25 protein-coding genes and 1 other annotated feature are annotated in these 22,774 nt (G+C 49.4%); all 25 genes read left to right on the top strand.

Annotated features, from left to right (window positions below; genetic code table 11):
* Window positions 1-3: 3 nt before the first annotated feature.
* The 25 genes from OF158_RS10850 to OF158_RS10730 all read left to right on the top strand — a co-directional run bounded on the left by OF158_RS10850 (window position 4) and on the right by OF158_RS10730 (window position 22,753).
* Entirely contained in the window at window positions 4-1,458 is a 1,455-nt protein-coding gene (locus OF158_RS10850; protein ID WP_035184493.1) for a VanW family protein, read from the top strand.
* 45 nt (window positions 1,459-1,503) lie between these two features.
* On the top strand, window positions 1,504-3,165 hold the full coding sequence (locus tag OF158_RS10845) for a GspE/PulE family protein (RefSeq protein ID WP_014097855.1): 1,662 nt from the start codon (window positions 1,504-1,506) through the stop codon (window positions 3,163-3,165).
* 9 nt (window positions 3,166-3,174) lie between these two features.
* Entirely contained in the window at window positions 3,175-4,227 is a 1,053-nt protein-coding gene (locus tag OF158_RS10840; protein WP_014097856.1) for a type IV pilus twitching motility protein PilT, read from the top strand.
* Window positions 4,214-5,419 carry a type II secretion system F family protein gene (locus tag OF158_RS10835; protein WP_014097857.1) on the top strand — a complete coding sequence of 402 codons (1,206 nt, stop codon included), beginning with the start codon at window positions 4,214-4,216 and terminating at the stop codon, window positions 5,417-5,419. The genes OF158_RS10840 and OF158_RS10835 overlap by 14 nt, the downstream gene beginning before the upstream one ends.
* 82 nt (window positions 5,420-5,501) lie before the next feature.
* Window positions 5,502-5,924 (top strand): prepilin-type N-terminal cleavage/methylation domain-containing protein, encoded by a 423-nt coding sequence (locus OF158_RS10830; protein WP_014097858.1) that lies wholly within the window; start codon window positions 5,502-5,504, stop codon window positions 5,922-5,924.
* A gap of 92 nt (window positions 5,925-6,016) precedes the next feature.
* Entirely contained in the window at window positions 6,017-7,015 is a 999-nt protein-coding gene (gene pilM, locus OF158_RS10825; RefSeq protein ID WP_026683603.1) for a type IV pilus biogenesis protein PilM, read from the top strand.
* Window positions 7,016-7,864: a PilN domain-containing protein gene (locus OF158_RS10820; protein ID WP_014097860.1), complete on the top strand. Its 849-nt coding sequence runs from the start codon at window positions 7,016-7,018 to the stop codon at window positions 7,862-7,864.
* Entirely contained in the window at window positions 7,861-8,565 is a 705-nt protein-coding gene (pilO, locus tag OF158_RS10815) for a type 4a pilus biogenesis protein PilO (RefSeq protein WP_014097861.1), read from the top strand. Before OF158_RS10820 ends, pilO begins: the two co-directional genes overlap by 4 nt.
* 107 nt (window positions 8,566-8,672) lie before the next feature.
* Window positions 8,673-9,434, top strand: a complete 762-nt coding sequence (locus OF158_RS10810; RefSeq protein ID WP_014097862.1) for a prepilin peptidase — start codon at window positions 8,673-8,675, stop codon at window positions 9,432-9,434.
* A gap of 109 nt (window positions 9,435-9,543) precedes the next feature.
* Window positions 9,544-10,536, top strand: coding sequence for a hypothetical protein (locus tag OF158_RS10805; protein ID WP_225620896.1), 993 nt, complete (start codon window positions 9,544-9,546; stop codon window positions 10,534-10,536).
* A 199-nt stretch (window positions 10,537-10,735) separates the two neighbouring features.
* Window positions 10,736-11,419: a RadC family protein gene (gene radC / locus OF158_RS10800; protein WP_017551064.1), complete on the top strand. Its 684-nt coding sequence runs from the start codon at window positions 10,736-10,738 to the stop codon at window positions 11,417-11,419.
* Window positions 11,420-11,592: 173 nt separating this feature from the next.
* Window positions 11,593-12,609 (top strand): rod shape-determining protein, encoded by a 1,017-nt coding sequence (locus OF158_RS10795; RefSeq protein WP_017551063.1) that lies wholly within the window; start codon window positions 11,593-11,595, stop codon window positions 12,607-12,609.
* Between the two features lie 106 nt (window positions 12,610-12,715).
* On the top strand, window positions 12,716-13,582 hold the full coding sequence (gene mreC, locus OF158_RS10790) for a rod shape-determining protein MreC (protein WP_017551062.1): 867 nt from the start codon (window positions 12,716-12,718) through the stop codon (window positions 13,580-13,582).
* Entirely contained in the window at window positions 13,582-14,100 is a 519-nt protein-coding gene (gene mreD, locus OF158_RS10785) for a rod shape-determining protein MreD (protein ID WP_017551061.1), read from the top strand. Before mreC ends, mreD begins: the two co-directional genes overlap by 1 nt.
* A 224-nt stretch (window positions 14,101-14,324) precedes the next feature.
* Window positions 14,325-15,017, top strand: a complete 693-nt coding sequence (gene minC / locus OF158_RS10780) for a septum site-determining protein MinC (RefSeq protein ID WP_035184496.1) — start codon at window positions 14,325-14,327, stop codon at window positions 15,015-15,017.
* A complete protein-coding gene (gene minD, locus OF158_RS10775; RefSeq protein WP_035184499.1) occupies window positions 15,010-15,819 on the top strand; it encodes a septum site-determining protein MinD in 810 nt (269 codons plus the stop codon). Before minC ends, minD begins: the two co-directional genes overlap by 8 nt.
* A gap of 126 nt (window positions 15,820-15,945) precedes the next feature.
* Window positions 15,946-16,698: a M23 family metallopeptidase gene (locus OF158_RS10770; protein ID WP_017551058.1), complete on the top strand. Its 753-nt coding sequence runs from the start codon at window positions 15,946-15,948 to the stop codon at window positions 16,696-16,698.
* A complete protein-coding gene (locus OF158_RS10765; protein ID WP_014097868.1) occupies window positions 16,691-17,557 on the top strand; it encodes a M50 family metallopeptidase in 867 nt (288 codons plus the stop codon). Before OF158_RS10770 ends, OF158_RS10765 begins: the two co-directional genes overlap by 8 nt.
* Window positions 17,558-17,608: 51 nt before the next feature.
* The gene (locus tag OF158_RS10760) at window positions 17,609-19,087 is read left to right on the top strand and encodes an Rne/Rng family ribonuclease (protein ID WP_035184501.1); all 1,479 of its coding nucleotides are present in this window, start codon (window positions 17,609-17,611) and stop codon (window positions 19,085-19,087) included.
* A gap of 47 nt (window positions 19,088-19,134) precedes the next feature.
* Window positions 19,135-19,218, top strand: a sequence feature (ribosomal protein L21 leader region).
* Between the two features lie 11 nt (window positions 19,219-19,229).
* A complete protein-coding gene (rplU, locus tag OF158_RS10755) occupies window positions 19,230-19,538 on the top strand; it encodes a 50S ribosomal protein L21 (protein ID WP_013859803.1) in 309 nt (102 codons plus the stop codon).
* 12 nt (window positions 19,539-19,550) lie between these two features.
* Window positions 19,551-19,880, top strand: coding sequence for a ribosomal-processing cysteine protease Prp (locus OF158_RS10750; protein ID WP_014097870.1), 330 nt, complete (start codon window positions 19,551-19,553; stop codon window positions 19,878-19,880).
* Between the two features lie 12 nt (window positions 19,881-19,892).
* Entirely contained in the window at window positions 19,893-20,183 is a 291-nt protein-coding gene (gene rpmA / locus OF158_RS10745; protein WP_013859801.1) for a 50S ribosomal protein L27, read from the top strand.
* 211 nt (window positions 20,184-20,394) lie between these two features.
* Complete coding sequence (locus tag OF158_RS10740; protein WP_014097871.1) at window positions 20,395-20,925, top strand: Spo0B C-terminal domain-containing protein; 531 nt, start codon at window positions 20,395-20,397, stop codon at window positions 20,923-20,925.
* Window positions 20,926-20,959: 34 nt separating this feature from the next.
* Complete coding sequence (gene obgE / locus OF158_RS10735) at window positions 20,960-22,252, top strand: GTPase ObgE (protein ID WP_017551053.1); 1,293 nt, start codon at window positions 20,960-20,962, stop codon at window positions 22,250-22,252.
* A 48-nt stretch (window positions 22,253-22,300) separates the two neighbouring features.
* A complete protein-coding gene (locus tag OF158_RS10730; RefSeq protein WP_014097873.1) occupies window positions 22,301-22,753 on the top strand; it encodes an ACT domain-containing protein in 453 nt (150 codons plus the stop codon).
* The last annotated feature ends 21 nt before the right edge of the window (window positions 22,754-22,774 follow it).

Raw genomic sequence — 22,774 nt, 5'->3', positions numbered from 1 at the left:
AGTGTGGGAAACAAGCGGTATTTAAAAGTTTTTACGATCTTATTGATCAGCACAGCATTTATATTCAGTTTCTCACATTTTGGGGCTTTGGCCATTGCGAACGGATTCGGACATAAAGAAAAATATGCGCAGGGCACTATAGCCGGAGGAATACAGCTGTCCGGGCTGACGGAAGAGCAGGCACAGCAAAAATTATCATCTGCCGTTCAGAAATGGAAGGCGTCCAATCCGGTAGAAATCGTCTATTTGGCAAAAACGGTGAAGCTTCCGGCTGAACAGCTGCATTTTTCCGTAACAGAAAGCATGGTTCGGGTAAAAAACGGCGAGGCCGCGCCGCTTGTTGTCACGCTTGACCATAATAGGCTTCGGGACCTGGTCTCAAAGTCTTTTCCCGACGTCAGCCCGGATGACGTGGATATTGCCCGGCTCGACATGGCCATATGCCACGCCGCCGCCCGGCTTGAGACTGCCAATCTTTCCTTTGATTTGTCCGGTTATGCCGTGGACGGAAATGAAAAAGAAACGACAGTATCAAAAGGTTCAGTAGCAAATGTTTCGCTTGCGGAAGCAACAGAACTCGAAAATTGGGCAAAGCAGTTTCCGCAAGTCAACATTCCTGCGCACGGGATGTTTTCCTTATTCAAAACAGCGGAAAAAACAGGCGCTTCGTTTTCAAATGAAGCACTCAGCATGATTGCAACCGCCATATACGGGGCGGTGCTGCCGACCAATTTCGAAATCATTGAACGCAATACGGGAAACGAACTGCCGTACTATGCAACGCTTGGAAAAGAAGCAAAAGTGGTGAAAGGCAAGCTGGATTTCTCTTTTGTCAACCCGAACCCAACCGCTTATCAGTTGAAATTCACGGTTCGAAACGGCGCTTTTTCCGTATCTGTGGCAGGCCGGCCTTTTCTCGAAAACTATAAAATGGTGCTGAAAGATCAAAAAACGATTGGCCCCGAAACAACCGTGCAATATCATCCTGCTTTAAAAGCGGATCAGTCTGTTGTCTTGCAAGCCGGAAAAGCGGGTTATTATGCCAAGGTATTCCGCAATATTTACAGCCAGAATCACGGCCTGCTGAAATCCGTGCTGTTGGCGGAAGATTTTTATCCGCCAGTGGCACAAATCGTTGCAAAAGGCAATCCGGCACAAGTGGAAAATACGGAGGACTCATCGGAAACAGATAACGGTTCTGGTCATGAAACGGACACGTCAACAAGTGGCAGCAGTTCAAAAGGCAGCGAAAAAAGTGCCGGCAAAGAGACTTCAAAAAGCAAAAAAAGTGCCGGTACAGAGGCTTCAAAAAAGAGCGAAAAAAGTACCAGTACAAAAGCTGAGACTTCAAAGGATCGCGAAAACTCTACCAGCACAAAAGCTGAGACTTCAAATGACAGCAAAGACAGCACCGGCACGCATGACGGCAAGGATAACGGGGCAGACAGCAAAAGCTGACATAATAAAGACCCGGGACATGACAGATAAAGCGGGGGAATTCGGATGAAGCAAGTGCGAAAAAGGCTTGGCGATTTATTGGTGGATGCAGGATTAATTACAGCAGAACAGCTGGAACAGGTGCTGAAGGAAAAGGGGGCGGGCCAAAAACTGGGCGATGCGCTTCTTCAGCGTGGGCTGATTACCGAGCAGCAGCTCATTGAAGCGCTCGAATTCCAGCTCGGCATCCCGCACATCAGCCTTTTCCGCTATCCTTTTGACCAGAGCATCATGAATCTTGTGCCGAAAGAAATGGCGAAACGAAATCTTCTCATTCCGCTCAAAAAAGACGGGGATAAACTGTTTGTCGCAATGGCGGACCCGATGGATTTTAATGCGATCGATGACTTGCGGCTATCGACCGGCTTCCGGATTGAACCGGCGATTGCCTCCAAAGACGATATTTTGCGGGCAATCCATAAGTATTACGACCTGGATGACAATATGGAAGAACTGCTGGACGGCATTGCTGAAAAGGAAGAGGCAACCGAAACCGCACCCGGGGAAGAAGATTCGCCTGTTGTCCAGCTCGTCAACCAGCTTTTGCAAAATGCCGTCCAAATGCGGGCAAGCGATATCCATCTGGACCCGCAGGAAACAAAATACATCGTCCGTTACCGGGTGGACGGAATTTTGCGGACGGAACGGGTGCTGCCGAAATCGATGCAAAGCGTGCTTGTGGCGCGCATTAAAATTATGGCAAATCTAGATATTACCGAACACCGCATCCCGCAGGACGGGCGTATTAAAATTGACGTCGATTTCCATCCCGTTGATATCCGGGTATCGACGCTGCCAACCGTATTCGGGGAAAAAATCGTGCTCCGGATTTTGGATCTTTCAACAGCCATCCACGATATCCGCCAGCTCGATTTCAACAAACTGAATCTCAAGCGTTTTACGCAGTTGATCCACCGCCCGAATGGCATCATTTTGATCACAGGGCCGACCGGTTCCGGGAAGTCATCAACTTTATATGCGGCCCTAAACCATCTCAATGATGAACAGGTGAATATCATTACGGTGGAAGACCCGGTGGAGTTCCAGATTGAAGGCGTCAACCAAATTCAGGTCAATCCGGCGGTCGGGATGACGTTCGGCAAAGGGCTGCGCGCGATTTTGCGGCAGGATCCGAATATTATCATGGTCGGGGAAATCCGCGACAAGGAAACGGCTGAAATTGCTATCCGCGCTTCCCTCACCGGCCATCTTGTCTTAAGTACGCTGCATACCAATGATGCGCTCGGCACAATTACAAGATTAATAGACATGGGCGTTGAGCCGTTTCTCGTTGCCACCTCACTCAGTGGCGTCGTGTCGCAGCGGCTCGTTCGCAAAGTGTGCCGCGACTGCGCAGAAGAACAGGTGCCGACAAAACGGGAAATAGAAATTTTTAAAAAACGCGGCATCAAAATTGAGAAAATCATTCGCGGCCGAGGATGCGGAAACTGCAACATGACCGGATACAAAGGACGGATGGCGATCCAGGAACTGCTGATGATCAATGAAAACATCCGGCGTGGGATTATGAACGGGGAACCTTTATCCAAATTAAGGGAATATGCGATCCAAAATAAAACGATTTTTCTGCTCGATGACGGATTACTAAAGGTAAAGCAGGGGCTGACAACGACCGAAGAAGTGTTGCGCGTCGCCCTACCGGAGTAGGTGAAAGGAATGAAGGAAAAAATTGAATACTTGCTTCGCTCAGCATTTGAACTGAAAGCATCGGATCTTCACTTATCCGTTGGCGTGCCGCCGATTCTGCGTTTAAACGGCCAACTGAAACGTTACGGAAAAGAAGTGATGACGCCGCAATTGACGGAAGGAATGGCAAAAGCGATCATTTCCGATACCATGTGGCCGGTTTTCCAGGAACGCGGGGAGCTTGATTTTTCTTACGGCATCCCGGGCGTATCCCGTTTCCGGATCAATGTGTACCGGCAGCGCAACTGCGTGTCGCTGGCGATCCGTGTTGTCCCGACTACGATCCCGACAGTTGAAGAACTGCATTTGCCGCCTGTATTGTATGCATTCACGGAAAAACCGCATGGCTTAGTGCTGGTAACAGGGCCGACCGGAAGCGGAAAGTCGACGACTCTCGCTGCCATGATCGACCATATGAACAAAACGCTGCACAAACATATTATTACGCTTGAAGACCCGATTGAGTATTTACATAAACATCAAAAATGCATCATTGACCAGCGTGAAGTCGGGTTTGACACGCAAAACTTTGCGAACGGCCTTCGCGCGGCACTCAGGCAGGACCCGGACGTGATTTTAGTCGGGGAAATGCGCGATCTCGAAACGATCCATATAGCGATTACGGCAGCGGAAACCGGGCACCTTGTCCTCGGTACGCTGCACACATCGGGCGCGCCGTCGACGATTGACCGGATCATTGACGTTTTTCCGCCGTCCCAGCAGGCGCAAATCCGCATCCAGCTGGCAAATGTTTTAGTTGGAATTATTTCACAGCGCCTCTTTCCGACAGCCGACAACAAAGGGCGGAGGGCGGCCACGGAAGTGCTCGTCAACAACGCGGCCATTGCCAATCTGATCCGCAATGAGAAAGTTCACCAGATCGTGAATGTCCTGCAGACGAGCCGCGCACTCGGGATGCACACGCTTGAAACCGATGTGAAGGAATTGCTTGCAGCGGGCGCGATTTCCAAAGAAGCGGCGGAACCTTATTTACAGGAGATTGTCCAAAATGCCACGATTTAAGTACGAGGGAAGGACAAAAGCCGGGAAGAAAAACGGCGTCGTCACGGCCGAATCGAAACGGGAGGCGCTGGTAAAGCTGCGCGGGCAAGGCGTCCGCGTGCTCCAAATCAATGAGATGCCGGAAACGTTAATGACGATGGAAATCAGTCTCGGCGGCAGGGTGAAACTGCAGGATTTTGTCATTTTCCTCCGCCAGTTTTCAACACTGCTGAAAGCCGGCGTAACCGTCGTCGATTCTACAAACATACTTGCCAGCCAGACGAGCAGCAAAACATTAAAGAAAACGCTTTTGGCCGTTGAGGAAGATTTGCGTGGCGGGATTCCGCTTTCCCAGGCGGCCGCAAAACATAAAAAAGTGTTTACCCCGATGTTCATTAATATGGTTTATGCCGGTGAAGCGGGCGGCAATCTTGACGGTACATTGGAAAGGCTCGCAACCTACTACGAAAAGCAGCACCGCACAAGGCAAAAGGTAAGGTCGGCGCTGACGTATCCGGCTTTTGTCGGGGTGATGGCGATTGTTGTCGTCATTTTTATGCTTGTAAAAATCGTCCCGACCTTTGTATCGATGCTCAAAAACTATAAAGCCAGCCTGCCTGCGGTTACGCGCCTTGTTTTGTCGGCAAGCGGGTTTATGCAGCACTACTGGTGGCTCGTCGTGCTGATTTTGATCGGGGTGTACGTGCTGCTGGTCGTTTTGCGCAAAAACAAAACGAGTAAATTTTATTTGGACTATGCGATGCTCAAATTCCCGATTTTCGGCAAACTCGTCCAAAAATCGATCATTGCCCGGATGACGCGGACATTGAGCTCGTTGTTTTCCAGTTCCGTGCCGATTTTACAGGCATTGTCGATCGTGGAGGCAATCGTCGAAAACGAAGTGATGACAAAAGTGCTCCGCCAGGCCCGCGATGCGCTGGAAAAAGGGCAGTCGATGACAGAACCGATGCGGCGCCACTGGGTCTTTCCGCCGCTTGTCACGCAGATGATTGCGATTGGTGAGGAAACCGGTGCGCTGGACGCCATGCTTGGTAAAGTCGCTGACTTTTACGAGGCCGAAGTAGAAGCCGCTACCGACCAGATCAAAGCGCTGATTGAGCCGTTTATGATCGTCGTGCTCGCAGCCGTTGTCGGCACGATCATTGCCGCGATTATGATACCAATGTTCGAAATTTATAATAATGTTCAATAAATTGATCAAAAAAAGGTAGGATTATGCAACACAACCATGTATAATATAGGTAAAAAGTTCTAGGACATTAGGAGGAGAAACGATGTTACACAAGAAAAGAAAGTTATTGAAAAATCAAAAGGGCTTTACGTTGATTGAACTGTTGGCAGTTATTGTCATTTTGGCCATTATTGCAGCGATTGCGATCCCGGCGATTGGACACATTATTAAGAATTCTCATATTGATGGGGATAAATCAGATGCAGTTCAAGTAATAAATGCAGCGAAATTATATGTTTCACAAAAAGGAATACCAAGTGAAGCTTTAAGCATCACTGAATTGGATCCATACTTAGATGATGAGGTTAATCTTTCTGAAATTAGTGTGTCTGTTACAGAAGATGAAACAACAGGAAAAGTTACTTATGCTTTAACGGCTAATGGGAAATATGTTACGTTTAAAAATGCTACGTTAACTGATATTAACAATTCGCCTAAAGGTGCTACTGAAGTACCTAAAAAATAATTTTGAGTAACCCCATCTATTTTCCAAGGCCTGCCCTCCGTGCCAGGCCTTGGTTACTGGTTTTTAAGATTGCTATTTAAGGAGCCATCATGATGCCACGCTCATTTTTTCCATCATCGAAAAAAACCGGAAATTTCATTATCAAAGACCATGTCATTCGTTTTCTCGAATTGAGACAGACTGACCCGCCTGTTGTTGCAAAAATGGGCGAGCGGTATTTGCCGGAAGGACTGATCCGCGGCGGGAAAATTGCTGATGCCGAGACGCTTGCGATGATCGCTGAAGAATGTCTTGGTGATTGGGGGCTGAAGGGAAAACACCCAGTTCGTTTTGCTGTGCCCGACAATTTTGTTGTCGTGCGCCAAATTGCTGTTCCGGATGAGATTGCCATGGATGAAATGGAAGGTTATATTACCCTTGAGCTCGGTTCCACCATCCATTTGCCGTTTGACGATCCTGTATTTGACTTTGCGCTCCTTGGTGAGTCGAATCAGGAAAAGCAGGTGTTGTTATTTGCTGCGCCCCGGGATGTCGTCGAAGATTATGCCGGTTTTTTTAACGATATCCGCCTGAGCCCGGTTGCTGCCGATATTTCCCCGCTATGCGCCTACCGGTCTTTTTATCATTTGAATACACTGAATGCGATGGACCATCTGCTCCTTCTCCAGTTTGATTTATCCATGGTCAATGCGACCATTTTCCACCGGCATTTCCCGCTGCTTGCCAGGGAGCTTGAAGTCGATATTCCGCTTTCCAAATGGGAGACGGAGACCAATGCTTTTGGCGAAAAAAAGTACCGCTGGCCGGAAGACGATCCACTGCTCCGCTACCAGACGGAAAATATTTATAAAGAGCTGGACAGAATCATGAATTATTACCAGTTTTCGATCCGGAAAGGGCAGGATGCGGTCAATCAAATTTTGCTGAACGGCGATTATCCGTATTTGCCCGAGGTTGCGGACAATCTTGCGGAGCAGTTTGGCCTGTCGGTCAAGATGATCGAAACGGAAAAAGTATCTTCCACAACCGGGCAGCCGTTTCCCGCCCGCTTTGCGCCTGTTTTGGGCCTTGCACTGAAAGAGGTGAAATAAATGCTCGTCGAGATTAACCTGCTGCCGAAAAAAGAACCGAAAAATATCGCGCTGCTCTTTTGGGGCGGGATACTGGCCGGTGCAGCCGCCATTTTTGTCATCATCTTCTTTATCGCGCTCCATCAGACAAAACAGGATCTTGCTGCCGTTAATCAGCAAATCAAACAGACGGAAGCGCTCCAGGCCGCTGAACAGGCAGCACAAAAAAGCAATGCGGACATACAGGATTTTAAAAAGCTCTCGTCCGCCGTTAAATGGGCAAGCGATACGCCGGTCAAGACGGTGCCGGTATTGGACAAGCTTACTAAACTTTTGCCGGAATACGGCTATATCACGGACTTTTCCTGCAGTAGCACGGGCGCGAATGTGACCGTCCAGTTTGATGCGTCCGATGAAGCGGTTTACTTCTTAAAACGGCTGAATGACAGTCCGTATTTCAGCGGCGCCGTCTTAAACAGCATCAAAGTAAATACGGAAACGGCCAGCGCTTCTTCAAGCGGCACATCCGATGCTGCAACCGGCTCAGCTGCGGGAACGGGCACAACATCCGGCACTTCCAAAACGGCAAGCAGCACATCTTCCGGATCAGATGCGTCCAAAACGGCCGGCGAATCTTCTTCGGGAACGTCTAAAACCGGTTCCTCTTCCACATCTGCTGCATCCAAAACGGCCGGTGAAACAAAGGGGGGCGGTTCCTCTTCCGAACCGGGTGCAACAGGTGGCACAGCCGGCGCGGATACTGCAGCAACCGGTGAAGCAGAGGGTGTAACGGTTTATGAAGCGACATATACGATCCAGCTCAATCAAACTGCACTCAATGCCGCTAGCAAAAAGGAGGAACAGCAATGAACCTCCGTTTAAACCGGAAACAGCTTTTTATCATGCTTGCCCTCTTTGCCGTTTGCCTTGCCGGCGCATTCGGTTTGTACTGGTTTGTGCTGGCGCCGGCTAAGTCCGAGCTGGCCGGACAAAAAGCTGCATTGAAATCGGAACAGCAGGTGCTATCCAGCCTGCAGTCAAAAAAACAGCAAAGCCCGGAACTGCAGCTTGGCAATGTTGTCAGCCTGTTGCGGAAAATCCCGGCAAAACCGCTTGCGGAACAAGTGCTGCTTCAGTTCAGGATGGCAGAGGCCCTTTCCGGCAGCCGGATTACGGAAACAGACGCCCAGCAGGACTCTGCCGGTACGTCCGGGAGCGAGGAGGCTACACAAAGCACAACGAGCGGCACCTCATCCGGCACACAGCAAAAAACAGACGTGCTGCCTGCCGGTGTCAAAAAACTGTCGTATACTTTAAAAGTGGAGTCAGACAGCTACAAGAGCATGAAAACATTTTTACAGACGATTGAAAACTTGCCGCGCATTACAGTGATCGAAAGCCTCAATTTCAGTCCGGGGGAAGGAGCGCCTGGATCGAGTGGATTGCAGTACACCGTCACGGTTTCCACTTTTTATTACCCGGCGTTAAGCCGGTATTCGGACTATTTGCCGGAAATCGACGTGCCGGCAGCGGGACATAAAAGTGACCCGGTCGCAATAAAGGAGCAATAAGTTTTCGGCATGTTCATCCTTGCCATTACATATGCTTAATATCGCCCGTTGCTTGCCGGTAGCGAACCAAGAAAATACCTTATGCTGAAAGATCAGAGGGATCAAACATGCATGGATTGTGGACTGCTTATTTTGCGGCACTGGGAATGGTGTTCGGCTCGTTTTATAATGTCATCGGGCTACGCGTGCCGAATCATGAATCGATTATCCGTCCCGGGTCGCATTGCCCGAAGTGTGGGCACTCGTTAAGCTGGTATGAAAATATACCGGTGTTGTCTTTTCTTGCTTTACGGGGCAGATGCAGAAGCTGCCGCGCGCCGATCTCCCCGGTCTATCCGGTATTTGAGGCGCTGACCGGGGGCTTGTTTGCCTATTCTTTTTACCGGTTCGGGTGGAGTCCCGAATTTTTGCTTGCCGTTTTGTTTATTTCACTGCTTGTCATCATTACCGTTTCCGATTTGGCGTATATGCTCATTCCCGATAAAGTGCTGTTTCCTTTTGCAGCCGCCATTGCCGCCGTCCGGCTTTTTCATCCGGCGTCACCGTGGTGGTCCGCCTGGCTCGGGGCGGTTTTCGGCTTTTGCCTCCTCTACCTCATTGCCTTTTTCACAAAAGGCGCGATGGGTGGCGGGGACATTAAATTGTTTTTTGTCATCGGGCTTGTGCTCGGCATAGAGAAAACCTTTCTGGCCTTTTTTCTAGCCTGCTTTTTTGGCGCGCTTTACGGCGTTGGTTTGATGGCTGCCGGCAAATTTAAAAAACGAAAACCGGTGCCGTTCGGGCCGTTTATCGCCATCGGTGCGCTTGCCGCCTATTTTTTCGGAAACAGCCTTATCGGGATGTATTTGCGCATCTCCGGGCTCGGATAAAATTTGCATAAAATGCCGGAAATCGGCGAATGGTTTTCGGACAAGACGACAAAAGTCTTGTTCTTTTTTTTGCCGGTTATGGTAGCATGAAGCAAATCGGGCAGGAGAGGTGAAAACATTGGACAAGGCGAAAAAAAAGGCGAAAATTACAGTCAAAGTGGGCGGAAAAAAGGTGCAGCCGGAAGAAAGCGTGAAAGTCCATGACTGGAAAGCGGCCGAAGAAACGGCTGCCGCACAGGAAGACAGTGTAAAAGAAGAGGAGTCATTTGAATGGGTGCTGCCCGAACTTGATGCGGATCAGATTGAAGAATTCCGGCCGATCCATTACACACCCGCGCCCAAAAAGAAAAGCATATTCCCGAAAAAAGCGGTTGCGAAAAGGGCTGCGCCGGCGATTTTGTTTTCTGTCGTGTCCGCGTTGGTGTTCGGGGCGCTGCTCGGGTTTGTTGTATTAAAATTCATTGCGTACGGCGATCATCAAACAAAACTCCCGAAACAGCAGGCTGAAGGCGCTGCAGCGGGCACAGCGCAGCAAGAGGCCCAGCTTCCGGCGTTAAGCATCGGCATCATCCAGGCAGGGGTGTTCAGCACGGAAGGCGCCGCCTCTAAAGTGTCACGCGAACTTGCCGCGAAAAAGGTTCCGTCGATGCAGCTTTCGATGGACGGGCAACGCTATATTTTTGCAGGTGTGGCCGACAGCCTCGGCACAGCCAAAAAAATGGAAACTGCCTGGAAAGATAAAGGCGTCGAACTGTATGCAAAAGAAATCAGTTTTTCCAGCAAAAAGGTCCAAACGACGACAAAGGATGAGCAAATTTTTGCCCGGGAAACGGTTCCGCTTTTTCAAAAACTGGCAAAAGAAACGGCCGCCGCTGTCCAGAACGGGCGGGTTTCACCGGACGGCATGAAGACAGCCGAAACAGCAGCCGGCAACGTCAAAAAGCTGGCAAAAGTCAGGCAGGAAACGCTCGGCCGGTTGAAAAAATACGAAACGGCCGCGTATGAATCGCTCGTTGCTTATCAAAAAAGCGGCAACCGGCAGGATTTAACGGATGCCGAACAAAACCTGCTGGACTACGTAAAGGTCTACAGCGGGCATTGAAATCAAATGCGGGCTTCCGGCTGAAAGGCTGTGGTGCCAGATAAAGGCATGCGCCCGCATAGCATTATTTTTTGTCTGAAAAGGTTGAATTTGCAGTTGTTTCACGGCCCGTTTTTTGGTACGATACAATTGTATCTCCCATACCAAAGCCCATTGGTTCGATTCCCCCGCCTCCTGCACCAGAAAAGGAGGAATTCATTTGGAAAAAATGCTGATCAAAGATTTTCCTGCAGAAGACCGCCCGCGTGAACGGTTGATCCGCACAGGAGCGGAGAGCCTCTCCAATCAGGAACTGCTTGCCATTTTACTCCGTACCGGCACGAAAGAAGAATCGGTGCTCGAGCTTGCCAACAGACTGATCCGCCATTTTGAAGGCTTGCGGTTTTTAAAAGATGCTTCCCTTGAGGAAATGACGTCCATCAAAGGCATCGGCACAGCAAAAGCGGTCCAGATTCTGGCCGCGAGCGAACTCGGCAGAAGGATTGCCAATTTGCAGCACGATACACGTTATGTAATCCGCACGCCGCAAGACGGGGCCAATTATGTCATGAATGATATGCGCTTTTTATCCCAGGAGCATTTTGTCTGCCTGTATTTAAATATTAAAAACCAGGTGATCCACCGGCAGACGATTTTCATCGGAAGCTTAAATGCCTCGATCGTCCATCCCCGCGAAGTGTTCAAAGAAGCGCTCAGGCGTTCAGCTGCTTCCATTATTTGTTTCCATAACCATCCATCCGGAGACCCTTCTCCTTCCAAAGAAGATATTGAAGTTACCAAACGGCTTGCCGAATGTGGTAAAATAATGGGGATTGAGATTCTTGACCATTTGATCATCGGTGAGAAAAAATTTGTAAGTCTGAGACAAAAAGGGTATTTGTAAGGCTTTGAATTTTTTTATGGTTACGATATAATAAATCGTATGATTTTTACGGCCGGCACTGCGCCGGAAATACCTGAATTCCGGATGTAGATTTAAAGTGACATCCATAAATAAGCAAAAGTATGGCACCAACTGGTGATGAAAATTTATCGTGTAGAAAGGGAGATACATCCATGTTCGGAAGTAAAGACCTGGGGATTGATCTTGGGACAGCCAATACATTGGTTTTTATAAAAGGGAAAGGAATTGTGGTGCGGGAACCTTCCGTTGTGGCCATCCAGACGGATACGAAACAGATTGTCGCAGTCGGGGATGCCGCAAAAAAAATGATCGGCAGGACGCCGGGAAACATTGTGGCGACGCGGCCGATGAAAGACGGCGTGATTGCGGATTATGAAACGACGGCGGCGATGATGAAATATTATATTCAGCAGGCCACAAATAAAAAAGGCTTTTTTTCAAAAAATCCGTATGTCATGGTCTGCGTCCCTTCCGGCATTACGGCGGTGGAAGAGCGCGCGGTGATTGATGCAACCCGCCAGGCCGGGGCACGGGATGCTTTTACGATTGAAGAGCCTTTTGCGGCTGCGATCGGTGCCGGGCTGCCTGTCTGGGAGCCGACCGGAAGCATGGTTGTTGATATCGGCGGCGGCACAACGGAAGTGGCGATTATTTCGCTGGGCGGAATTGTGACAAGCCAGTCGATCCGGGTGGCCGGGGATGAAATGGACGAAGCGATCATCAGTTATATCCGCAAAAATTATAATCTTTTAATAGGGGACCGAACCGCAGAACAAATTAAAATGGAAATTGGTTCAGCAGGTGAGCCGGAGGGGATCGAACCGATGGATATCAGGGGCCGGGATTTGCTGACCGGTTTGCCGAAGACGATCACGATTACCGCGGATGAGGTGGCCGATGCGCTCCACGATACGGTGTATGCCATTGTCGATGCGGTCAAATACACGCTTGAGCAGACACCGCCTGAACTGGCAGCTGATATTATGGATCGCGGCATCGTCCTGACAGGTGGGGGCGCCCTGTTGCGCAACCTCGACCATGTCATCAGCAAAGAAACCGAAATGCCGGTGCTGATTGCTGAAAACCCGCTCGACTGCGTAGCAATCGGAACAGGCAGCGCGCTCGAAAATATCGAACTGTTTAAAAACAAAGCAAAAAATTCTAAATAGGACATGCTAGTGTCCTGTTAACGCATTCTCCTGCCGGTTTTTTCTGGCGGGAGAATGGTTTTCAATCCGGGAATGGCCGGAACAAAGTGTTATAGGAGTGGATTTTATGCCACAGTTTTTTTTGAATAAACGATTGATCGTCCTTTTAATCAGTGTCATTCTGCTTGTCGCCATGATCGGATTTTCCATTAGGGAACGCGACCGGATTTCAAAACCGGAACAGTTTGTGCGCGATATCGTCGGGCTCGGCCAGTCCGTCATTGCCAAACCCGCCAATGCCCTTGCCGGTTTTTTTGACAATATCGAGGACTTAAAAAATACATATACTGAAAACAAAAAACTGAAATCCCATTTGGAACAGCTGACAAGCCTGGAAGCGCAAAATCATGAACTGAAAAAAGAAAATGAAAATTTGAGATCTATTATAAAGGAAAAAAACAGTCTTGGAGATTCAGAGTCCATTCAGGCCCAGGTCATTGCACGCAACCCGGATAATTGGTACGAGCAAGTGGTGATAGATAAGGGCGAAGTCAACGGCGTTACCAAAAACATGGCTGTCGTCACTTCAGGTGGTTTCCTCGGAAAAGTGACGCAGGTCGACAAATTTTATTCAACCGTCGAACTTTTGAGCTCGCCCGATGAAACGAACCGCGTATCCGCCAAAGTGCAAAATGCCAAAAAAGACGCTTACGGTTTAATCGAAGGATACGACAAAAAAGCAAAAATGCTGCTTTTGAAACAGCTTGATTTTAATATCAAAGTCAAAAAAGGCGATCATGTCGTGACATCCGGTTTAAGCGGCATGTTTCCGAGCGGGCTTCTGATTGGTGACATTGAAAAAGTAACCCCGGATGAAAACGGGCTGACGCAAACCGCTTATGTGAAGCCGGCAGCCAATTTTTATGATGTCCGCGAAGTGCTCATCATCAACCGGAAAGCAGTGAACCTAGGCAGCGCAGGAGGAGAGCAGTGATGAAACGGATCGTGCTCCCTCTGATTTTAAGCCTGTGCTATATTGCTGAAAGTTTATTTGCCCAATTTTTTGCCGCCCGTTCTTTTGGCGGAAAATTTACCATTGTTCCCCATTTTCTGCTCGTTATGCTGATTTTAATGGGGATGCATTACCGAAAAAGGCTCTCCATCATTTATGCCTTTGTATTCGGCATGCTGTTTGATGCTTTTTACACGGGCATTCTGGGCGTTTATCTGTTTTTCTATCCGCTTGCGGTTTACCTGACAGAAAAAATGGACAGGATCCTCCAGTCCAATATTTTCACCGGCACGCTTGTGGCAGTCTTGAACATGGCGATTGTCGAATTTTTGGTCTATGGCATCAATGCTTTAATTAATCCGCAGGTGATGGGATTTGACGATTTTCTCTTGCTCAGGCTTTGGCCGACTTTGATTTTAAATGCCGCTTTTTTTATTTTGGCATGGTATCCGATGGGGAATTTTTTAAAGCGGCGTGCAAGGGAAGAAGAAAAGGAATAACCGGCGGGGAGAAAATCTGTTAAAATGGGAAAGAAGGATTTTCCGCCTTTTTGTCGAATGATCCGGACAAGGGGGAATGGAAAAAGCAAAAGGGTTTGCGGGCCGAAACCAGCCGGAACCGCACGCACGGAGGCTTATTCCTGCGTGCCGGGCCGCAAAACGCCGTCTGAAAGCCATTTCGGATGTGTCGTTATTTATTGAGCCGTTGAGGTGAGCAGTTTGAAATGAAGAAAACGCAAAATGTAACCATAAAAGGCACGAAAGACGGAATTGTGCTGCATTTAAACGACCAATGCTCCTATCAAGCTTTAAAGGCGGAATTAGAACAAAAATTACTGGCCCAGTCTGTCGATGAGGAGGAAAACAGCCCGATCCTTGCCGTCAAAATTCAGCTTGGCAACCGCTATTTGACGCCAGCGCAGGAAGAAGAGATCAAAAGCCTTGTGCGTGCCCGGCGGAACCTTGTTGTCGATAAAATCATCAGCAATGTCATTACAAAAGAAGCGGCTGCGCGCGAAAAAGTGGAAAATGAAATTGTGCCTGTTACCACCATCGTCCGGTCCGGTCAGGTGTTAAAGGCGGAAGGCGATCTTTTGCTTGTCGGCAATGTCAATCCGGGCGGAACCGTGATTGCAAACGGCAATATTTTTATCATGGGAAACCTCCGCGGCATTGCGCACGCCGGTTACAGCGGGAGAAGGGACGCCGTTGTTGTCGCTTCCAATATGGTTCCGTCCCAAATCCGGATTGCCGATTGTCTGAACCGGGCGCCTGATGATTACGGGAAAGAAGACCGGCATGAGATGGAATGTGCTTACATAGATGAATCGGACCATATTATCATTGATAAATTGCAAGTGTTGAAAACTTTGCGGCCGAATATGACAAGATTAAAAGGAGGGTTCTCATATGGGTGAAGCGATTGTCATTACATCCGGAAAAGGCGGCGTCGGCAAAACGACGACATCGGCAAACCTCGGGACTGCGCTCGCGCTTCTCGGAAAGAAAGTCTGTCTTGTCGATACAGACATCGGGCTCCGCAATCTTGACGTCCTGTTGGGGCTTGAAAACCGGATTATCTACGATCTAGTCGATGTCGTAGAAGGCCGCTGTAAAATCCACCAGGCAATCGTAAAGGACAAGCGTTTCGATGACAAGCTCTTTTTGCTGTCGGCTGCCCAGACAAGCGACAAATCCGCCGTCACGCCGGAACAGATGAAACAATTGATCCACGGGTTAAAACAGGATTACGATTATATTCTGATTGACTGCCCGGCCGGCATTGAACAGGGATATAAAAATGCAGTGGCGGGCGCTGACCAGGCGATTGTTGTGACAACACCGGAAATCTCGGCGGTAAGGGATGCCGACCGGATCATCGGGCTTTTGGAAAAGGAAGAACATATCGAGCCGCCGAAACTGATCATCAACCGGATCCGGAGCCATATGATGAAAAGCGGGGACATGCTGGACATCGATGAAGTGACAAGCCATTTATCAATCGATTTGATCGGGATTGTAGCCGATGATGAAGAAGTGATCCGCGCTTCGAACCAGGGTGAACCGATTGCGCTCCATCCGACGAACCGCGCCTCCCTTGCCTACCGGAATATTGCCCGCCGGATTTTGGGGGAAACGGTGCCTTTAATGCCGCTTGAAGACCAGAAACCCGGCATGTTTGCGCGCTTTAAAAAATTATTCAATTCGAAATCTTCTTAATAGCAGAGCCGTTTCTGAACGTTTTTCCAAACGATCAGGGCGGCTTGTTTTGTTCCCGGTTCTAACCGCTTTGGACAGGTCATACATTGGTAATAAACGAATGCCTGTACAGAAGGGGTGAATCGATTGGGAAACCGCGCCGATGAAATCCGGAGACAAATGGCGAAGCGGAGAAAAACGATCAAGCAGGCTTATAACGGCAAAGAAACGGTCTATGCGAGCCTGATCAAAGATGAGGGCACACATGTATATGAACCGCCGGGCAAAACGCCGCATCCGCTTTTTAAAAAAGAAACGATGCTGTTTAAAATTCTGGCTTCTGCCTGTCTTGTCCTCGTTGTGGCGATTCTGTTTAAATCGGAACGTCCGGAATTTGACAAACCGAAAGCCGCCGTCAAACAGGTAATGGCGTCCGAATTTCAATTTGCAAAAGCAGCCGCCTGGTATGAAAAAAAGTTTGGCAAGCCGGTTGCGCTCTTCCCGGAAAAATCGTCAAAAACGGAAACCGCTGCTTCCAATGAAGATTCGCAATATGCCATGCCGGTATCGGGAAAAATTCTGACCCGTTTTTCTGCTGATGGAAGAGGGGTTACGATTGAAACAAAGCCGGGCGCAAGCGTGAAAGCGATGAGCGGCGGGACGGTCATTTTTGCCGGGAAAAAGCCAAAACTCGGCAATACCGTTATTATCCAGCATGCCGATTCAACGGAAACATGGTACGCAAACCTCAGCAAAATCGATGTGGGCCAGTATGACAGCCTCAAGATGGGCGAAAAGGTCGGCACGGCGCGAAGCAGCGGGGAAAAAGGGGAATTTTATTTTGCGCTTAAAAAAGACGGCGGTTTTATCGATCCGATCCAGGTGATTAAATTTGAGTGAGCGGTTTTGGCTTCTGAAAAAAATCAAAATCCATCCCCTTTTCTGGCTCGTGGCTGCCATTGCTGCTGTTACCGCCCGTTTCCAAGATCTCATCCTGCTGTTTGCGATCATTTTCATTCACGAAATGGGGCACGCGGTTGCGGCGCAATATTTTTCATGGCGGGTTAAAAAAATCGCCATTTTGCCGTTTGGCGGCGTCGCTGAAACAGAGGAACACGGAAACCGCCCGCTGAAAGAAGAACTGATCGTGACACTCTCAGGCCCCCTCCAGCATGTTTGGATCGCCGTTTTCGCGTATTTGTTGTTCCGCTTCGATGTCTTGCCTGGACAGATGTATACGCAAATCGGGGAGTGGAACCGGGCCATTCTTTTTTTTAATTTGCTCCCGATTTGGCCGCTTGACGGCGGGAAATTGCTGAATATGGCGTTTTCCACGGTTTATCCTTTTTTGCGCGCATTCCGGATGACGATTTGCTGTTCGTTTATCGTGCTGCTCCTTTTTCATGCGGCCGCCCTGCTGAATGCGCCGGCAAATTTGAACGTCTGGGCGATCGCCGTTTATTTATATGCCGCCCTTTGGAAAGAATGGAAACAGCTTTACTTTGTTTTTATCCGTTTCCTGCTTGAACGGTATTATGGAAAAAGGGATCCGCTCCGTCATCTGGAAACGATCGAGGTGGATGCGGGCGCATACTTGTATGAAGTGCTCGAAAGCTTTAAACGGGGACGCAAACATCCGCTCATTGTCCTTAAAAACGGGGTGGAAGTCGGGAAGCTTGATGAAAATGAACTCCTTCATGCCTTTTTTTCCGAGAAGCAAACCAATGCGAAAGTAAGCGATATCCTGTATAGTTATTGATGGAAGCCGCAATAGAAGCGGCTGAAAGCGAAGACAGTGTGGTGGAATTTTTTGGACAGATCAATCATCATCAACGTGAAAACAAGGGAAAAACGATATGCGGTCATCGAAAACGGCAAAGTATCTGCCATCCGCATCCGGCAGCCGGGCGATGCGGCAAAAGTCGGGAATATTTATCTCGGCAAGGTGGCAGACGTCAAACCCGGAATCAATGCCGCGTTTATTGATATCGGCGGCATCCGGCACGGTTACTTGCATATCAGCCGGCTCCCTGCTTTTGTGAACAGCAAAAATTCGAATCCAACGATTTCAGCTTATCTTTCGCCCGGGCAGACGGTTATGGTCCAGGTGAAAAAAGATGAAACAGGGCAAAAAGGTCCGCTTTTAACCGGCATCATTGAGCTTTCGGGGGAACAGATTGTGTATCTGCCGGAAGGAAAGTACACGGCTGTTTCCAAAAAAGCGGATGATGCAGACCGGAACAAGTGGCGGAACAGGGTCCGCAAAGCGCTTGAACCGCAGGAAGGAATCATTGTCCGGACCGCAGCCATCCATGCCGGCGGGGACGGGTGGCGCGATGAACTAAAATGCCTCAGGCTTCGGTACAAATGCCTGCTCGAAAAGGCGGCACAACTGAAAGCACCGGCTGTTCTGCACGAAAAAAGCACGGTGGAAGCGGAAATTTTCCGCGAACTTGTCCGCTTAAAAAGCGGCACGGTGATCGTGGATGATGCGGAGGCACTTGCCCGCCTGAAAGCATTGCTTGCGGGCCGGCCGGAACTGGACTGGTCGTTTGAGCTCTACAGCGGAAAACAGAATATTTTTACCCGCTACCGTATCGACCGGACGCTTGAGGAAGCCTTGAAAAGAGTGGTCTGGCTTGAAAACGGCGCCTATCTTGTCATCGACGAAACAGAAGCGCTCACCATTATAGATGTGAATACCGGAAAATATACGGGTACAACGGATCAGGCCGAAACGGTGCTGAAAACGAATCTGCTTGCGGCGAAAGAAATCGGCCGCCAGCTGAAACTGCGCGATTACGGCGGCATCATTCTTGTCGATTTTATCGATATGCAGTGCGATGAACAGCGCGCACAAGTGAGGGCGGTGCTTGAAAAAGAACTGGAAAACGACGAGAAACAAACCCGCATCACCGGTTTTACGGAGCTTGGCATTTTACAAATGACGCGCAAGAAAACGCGTAAATCGCTCCCCGAGGCACTGCTTTCCGTTTGCCCGGTCTGCGGGGGCAGCGGCAAAATCGAAAGCCCCGAGACGCTTGCTTTCCGCCTCGAACGCGAGCTGTGGGAAGCGCCGTACGCGGATTACGAAGCCGTCTTGATTGAATGCACGCAAGATGTGAAGGACTGTTTTTGCGGGGAAACGGACGTACATTTAAAGCGGCTGGAAAACCTGCTCGGCATGAAACTCATTTTTCACATCACTCGCGATCCGCATCCGTTTTATGCCATCCGGCAGTTCGGGACGGCAGCCGGCCTTGCCGCAAAAGGCAAAGATCCCAATTGACAAAGGAAAAAGTGTGTGTTACCATCAGTATGTTATGTTTGTAGCGCCCTGTGCTACAACCGCTCAGGAACAGGCTTTGCAAGTTTTTACATTTCGTAAAACGCCTGTCTTTGGCGAGTCTGAGTCTTAAGGAGGTGCAGTGATGTACGCAATTATTGAAACCGGCGGGAAACAAATCAAAGTAGAAGAAGGCCAAGCTGTATATATTGAAAAATTGGATGCAGCAGAAGGCGAATCGGTTACATTTGACCGCGTTCTTTTTGTCGGCGGCGAATCGGTAAAAGTCGGTAGCCCTGTTGTTGAAGGCGCTACGGTTACGGGTAAAGTGGAAAAACACGGCCGTGCGAAAAAAATCGTTGTATTCAAATATAAAGCGAAGAAAAATTACCACAAAAAACAAGGCCACCGTCAGCCGTACACAAAAGTGGTCATTGAAAAAATCAATGCGTAAGGTGCACGCGGCATGATCCGGGTCCGCATCAAACGCAAAAAGAATGGGAACATCTCATCTTTTCAAATGAGTGGCCATGCTGAATTTGCCGAATACGGCCAGGACATTGTCTGTGCCGGCGCTTCCGCTGTTTCTTTCGGGACGGTGAACGCCATTATGCAAGTGGCGGGGGTTGAACCCGAAATCCGCCAGTCCGAAAGAGGCCTTTTGGAATGCAAAATCCCTTCGCATCTTTCGGAAGAACAGGCGACAAAAGTGCAGATTCTGCTTGAAGGCATGGTTGTATCCCTCGAGACGATAGAACGGGAATACGGCGAATTTATCCATATAACCTTTGAATAGGAGGTGAGCATCATGTTGAAATTAGATCTTCAGTTTTTCGCTTCCAAAAAAGGGGTCGGCTCCACGAAAAACGGTCGTGACTCGATTGCAAAACGCCTCGGCGCAAAACGTGCGGACGGCCAGTTCGTAACAGGCGGCTCGATCCTTTACCGCCAGCGCGGGACGAAAGTTTTTCCGGGCGAAAACGTCGGCCGCGGGGGCGACGACACTTTGTTTGCGAAAGTTGACGGCGTTGTGCGTTTTGAACGACTCGGCCGCGACAAGAAAAAAGTGAGCGTATATCCGGTGGCACAAGAAGCCTAACCCATAAAGCCCCGGGCTGCGATATTCGCGGCCCGGGGCTTTTGCATTTTCCAATAAACCACTCCCGTTCTGAAAAACGTACAAAAAACGGGTTGTCGCGTTCTTCTGGCGAGTGCCGGGCACATGCCGCTATCATTCGCGTCCCGTGCAACATGAGGCAATTTTTGCTATACTTAAACATAACCTATTTCGGAGAACGGGAGCTATGAAAATGCGGGAATGGACGACGGTTGACGTGCTTCGCCACGCCAGGCATGACTGGCTGAACAAGGTGCAGCTGATCAAAGGATACGCCAGCTTGAACAAAATGGAAAAGGTCAAAAATATTGTGGAAGACATTATCCGGGAAGCGCAGCAGGAGTCAAAATTATCAAATTTGCATCTGCCGGAATTTGCCGAGCTTTTGCTTACATATAACTGGGAAGGGCACACGGTGCGGATTGCATACGAAATATTGGATGTGGACCGGAATGTGCTACCGGACGATAGGGAGCTGACCGGCTGGATGAAGAATTTTTTCGCTATCGTTGAAGAAGCAGTCGATCCAAACGGAGACAACCGGTTATCTTTGTCGGTCAGCACTTTGCCATCCGGCGCCCGTTTCTTTTTCGAGTTTAGCGGTACAATAAAAAAGTACGGACTGCTTGCCGGGTTTCTGGAAAACGATTGTCCGGGGATGAACGTGATCCACGCGTACCCGCAATCCGCTTTCCCGGTTGAAATAATCTTTCTGAAAGCCTAACGATACAGCAATTGCAAAGGTGGTTTTATCTTTTATGTTTGTGGACCAGGTGAAAATTTATGTGAAAGGCGGGGACGGCGGCAACGGGATGGTCGCATTCCGCCGCGAGAAATATGTGCCGATGGGCGGCCCTGCCGGCGGGGATGGCGGCCGCGGCGGCGATGTCATTTTTGAAGTCGATGAAGGGTTGCGGACGCTCATGGATTTCCGCTACAAGCGCCATTTTAAAGCGGACCATGGCGAAAACGGCATGAGCAAAGGAAAACACGGCCGCGGGGCGAAAGACATGATTGTCAAGGTGCCGCCGGGAACGGTCGTCATTGATGATGATACAAAACAAACGATTGCCGATTTAACGCGCCACGGGGAACGGGCAGTGATTGCCAAAGGCGGGCGCGGCGGCAGGGGCAATATCCGCTTTGCGACACCGGCCAATCCCGCTCCGGAAATTGCCGAAAACGGCGAACCGGGCCAGGAACGTTATATTGTTCTTGAATTAAAACTGCTTGCTGATGTCGGCCTTGTTGGTTTTCCGAGCGTCGGGAAATCAACCTTGCTTTCCGTTATCTCTTCGGCACGCCCGAAAATTGCGGAATACCATTTTACGACGCTTGTGCCGAATCTCGGTGTAGTCGAAACGGAGGACGGCAGAAGTTTTGTCATGGCCGATCTGCCGGGGCTGATCGAAGGCGCGCACGAAGGCGTCGGGCTCGGCCACCAGTTTTTGCGCCATATCGAACGGACGCGGTTGATCGTCCACGTCATTGACATGGCGGCGGTGGAAGGGCGCGACCCGTATGAAGATTATTTGACGATCAACAAAGAACTGAAAGCTTATCATGAACGCCTTTCTGAGCGCCCGCAGCTCATTATTGCCAATAAAATGGACCTTCCGGGCGCGGAAGAAAATCTGGCGGCGTTTAAAGAGAAGCTGGGCGATGTCGCACGCGTCTTCCCGATTTCCGCGGTGACGCGCAAAGGATTAAGGGATGTTTTGTTTGCGATTGCCGATCTGCTCGATGAAACACCTGCCTTCCCGCTTCATGCTGGCGAAGAACCGGATGCGGAACCGTCCCGTGTATTGTACAAGCATGAAAAAGAAAAGGCCGATTTTACCATTACACGCGATCCGGACGGCAGCTTCGTCATCCACGGGGAAAAAGTCGAGAAGCTGTTTAAAATGACAAATTTCAGCCATGACGAGTCTGTCCGGAGATTTGCCCGCCAGCTGCGCGGAATGGGCATTGATGACGCGCTCCGTGCACGCGGCGCGAAAAACGGCGATACCGTCCGCCTTTTGGATTTTGAGTTTGAATTTGTAGATTAACCGTGCTGGGCCGGGGAATCCCGGCTCCCGAGTGGAGGAAAGGGCACTTTGGAAAAGAAAGCAGAGCATAAGTTTATCTTGGTGCGTGAGGATGTTTTGCCGGAAGCGATGATCAAAACACTTCAGGCGAAAGAACTGCTGGAAAGGGGACAAGCGGTATCGGTCGGGGACGCGGCGAAAAAAGCGGGCTTAAGCCGCAGCGCTTTTTATAAATACCGCGATACCGTTTTTCCGTTCCATTCGGTTGTAAAAGAAAAAATTGTGACCTTGTTTTTTTATTTGGAAGACCGGTCCGGGACATTATCCGAAATTTTAAGGATTATTGCATCTTACTCATGCAATATTTTAACGATTCACCAGACGATTCCGATACAGGGGCGGGCAAATGTCACTGTTTCGCTGAATGTGTCCGGGATCAACAGGAGTTTAAATGATCTGCTGGAAGAACTGCAGGCATTTGAGTTTGTCAATAAAGTAGAAATATTAGGGTCCGGAGCCTAGAACTCCGGCCGGCGGGGGAGA

It is taken from the genome of Weizmannia sp. WK01, from assembly GCF_025905465.1.
GTDB classification, from domain to species: domain Bacteria; phylum Bacillota; class Bacilli; order Bacillales; family Bacillaceae_C; genus Weizmannia; species Weizmannia faecalis.
This window is presented reverse-complemented; position numbering and strand designations above follow the sequence as displayed.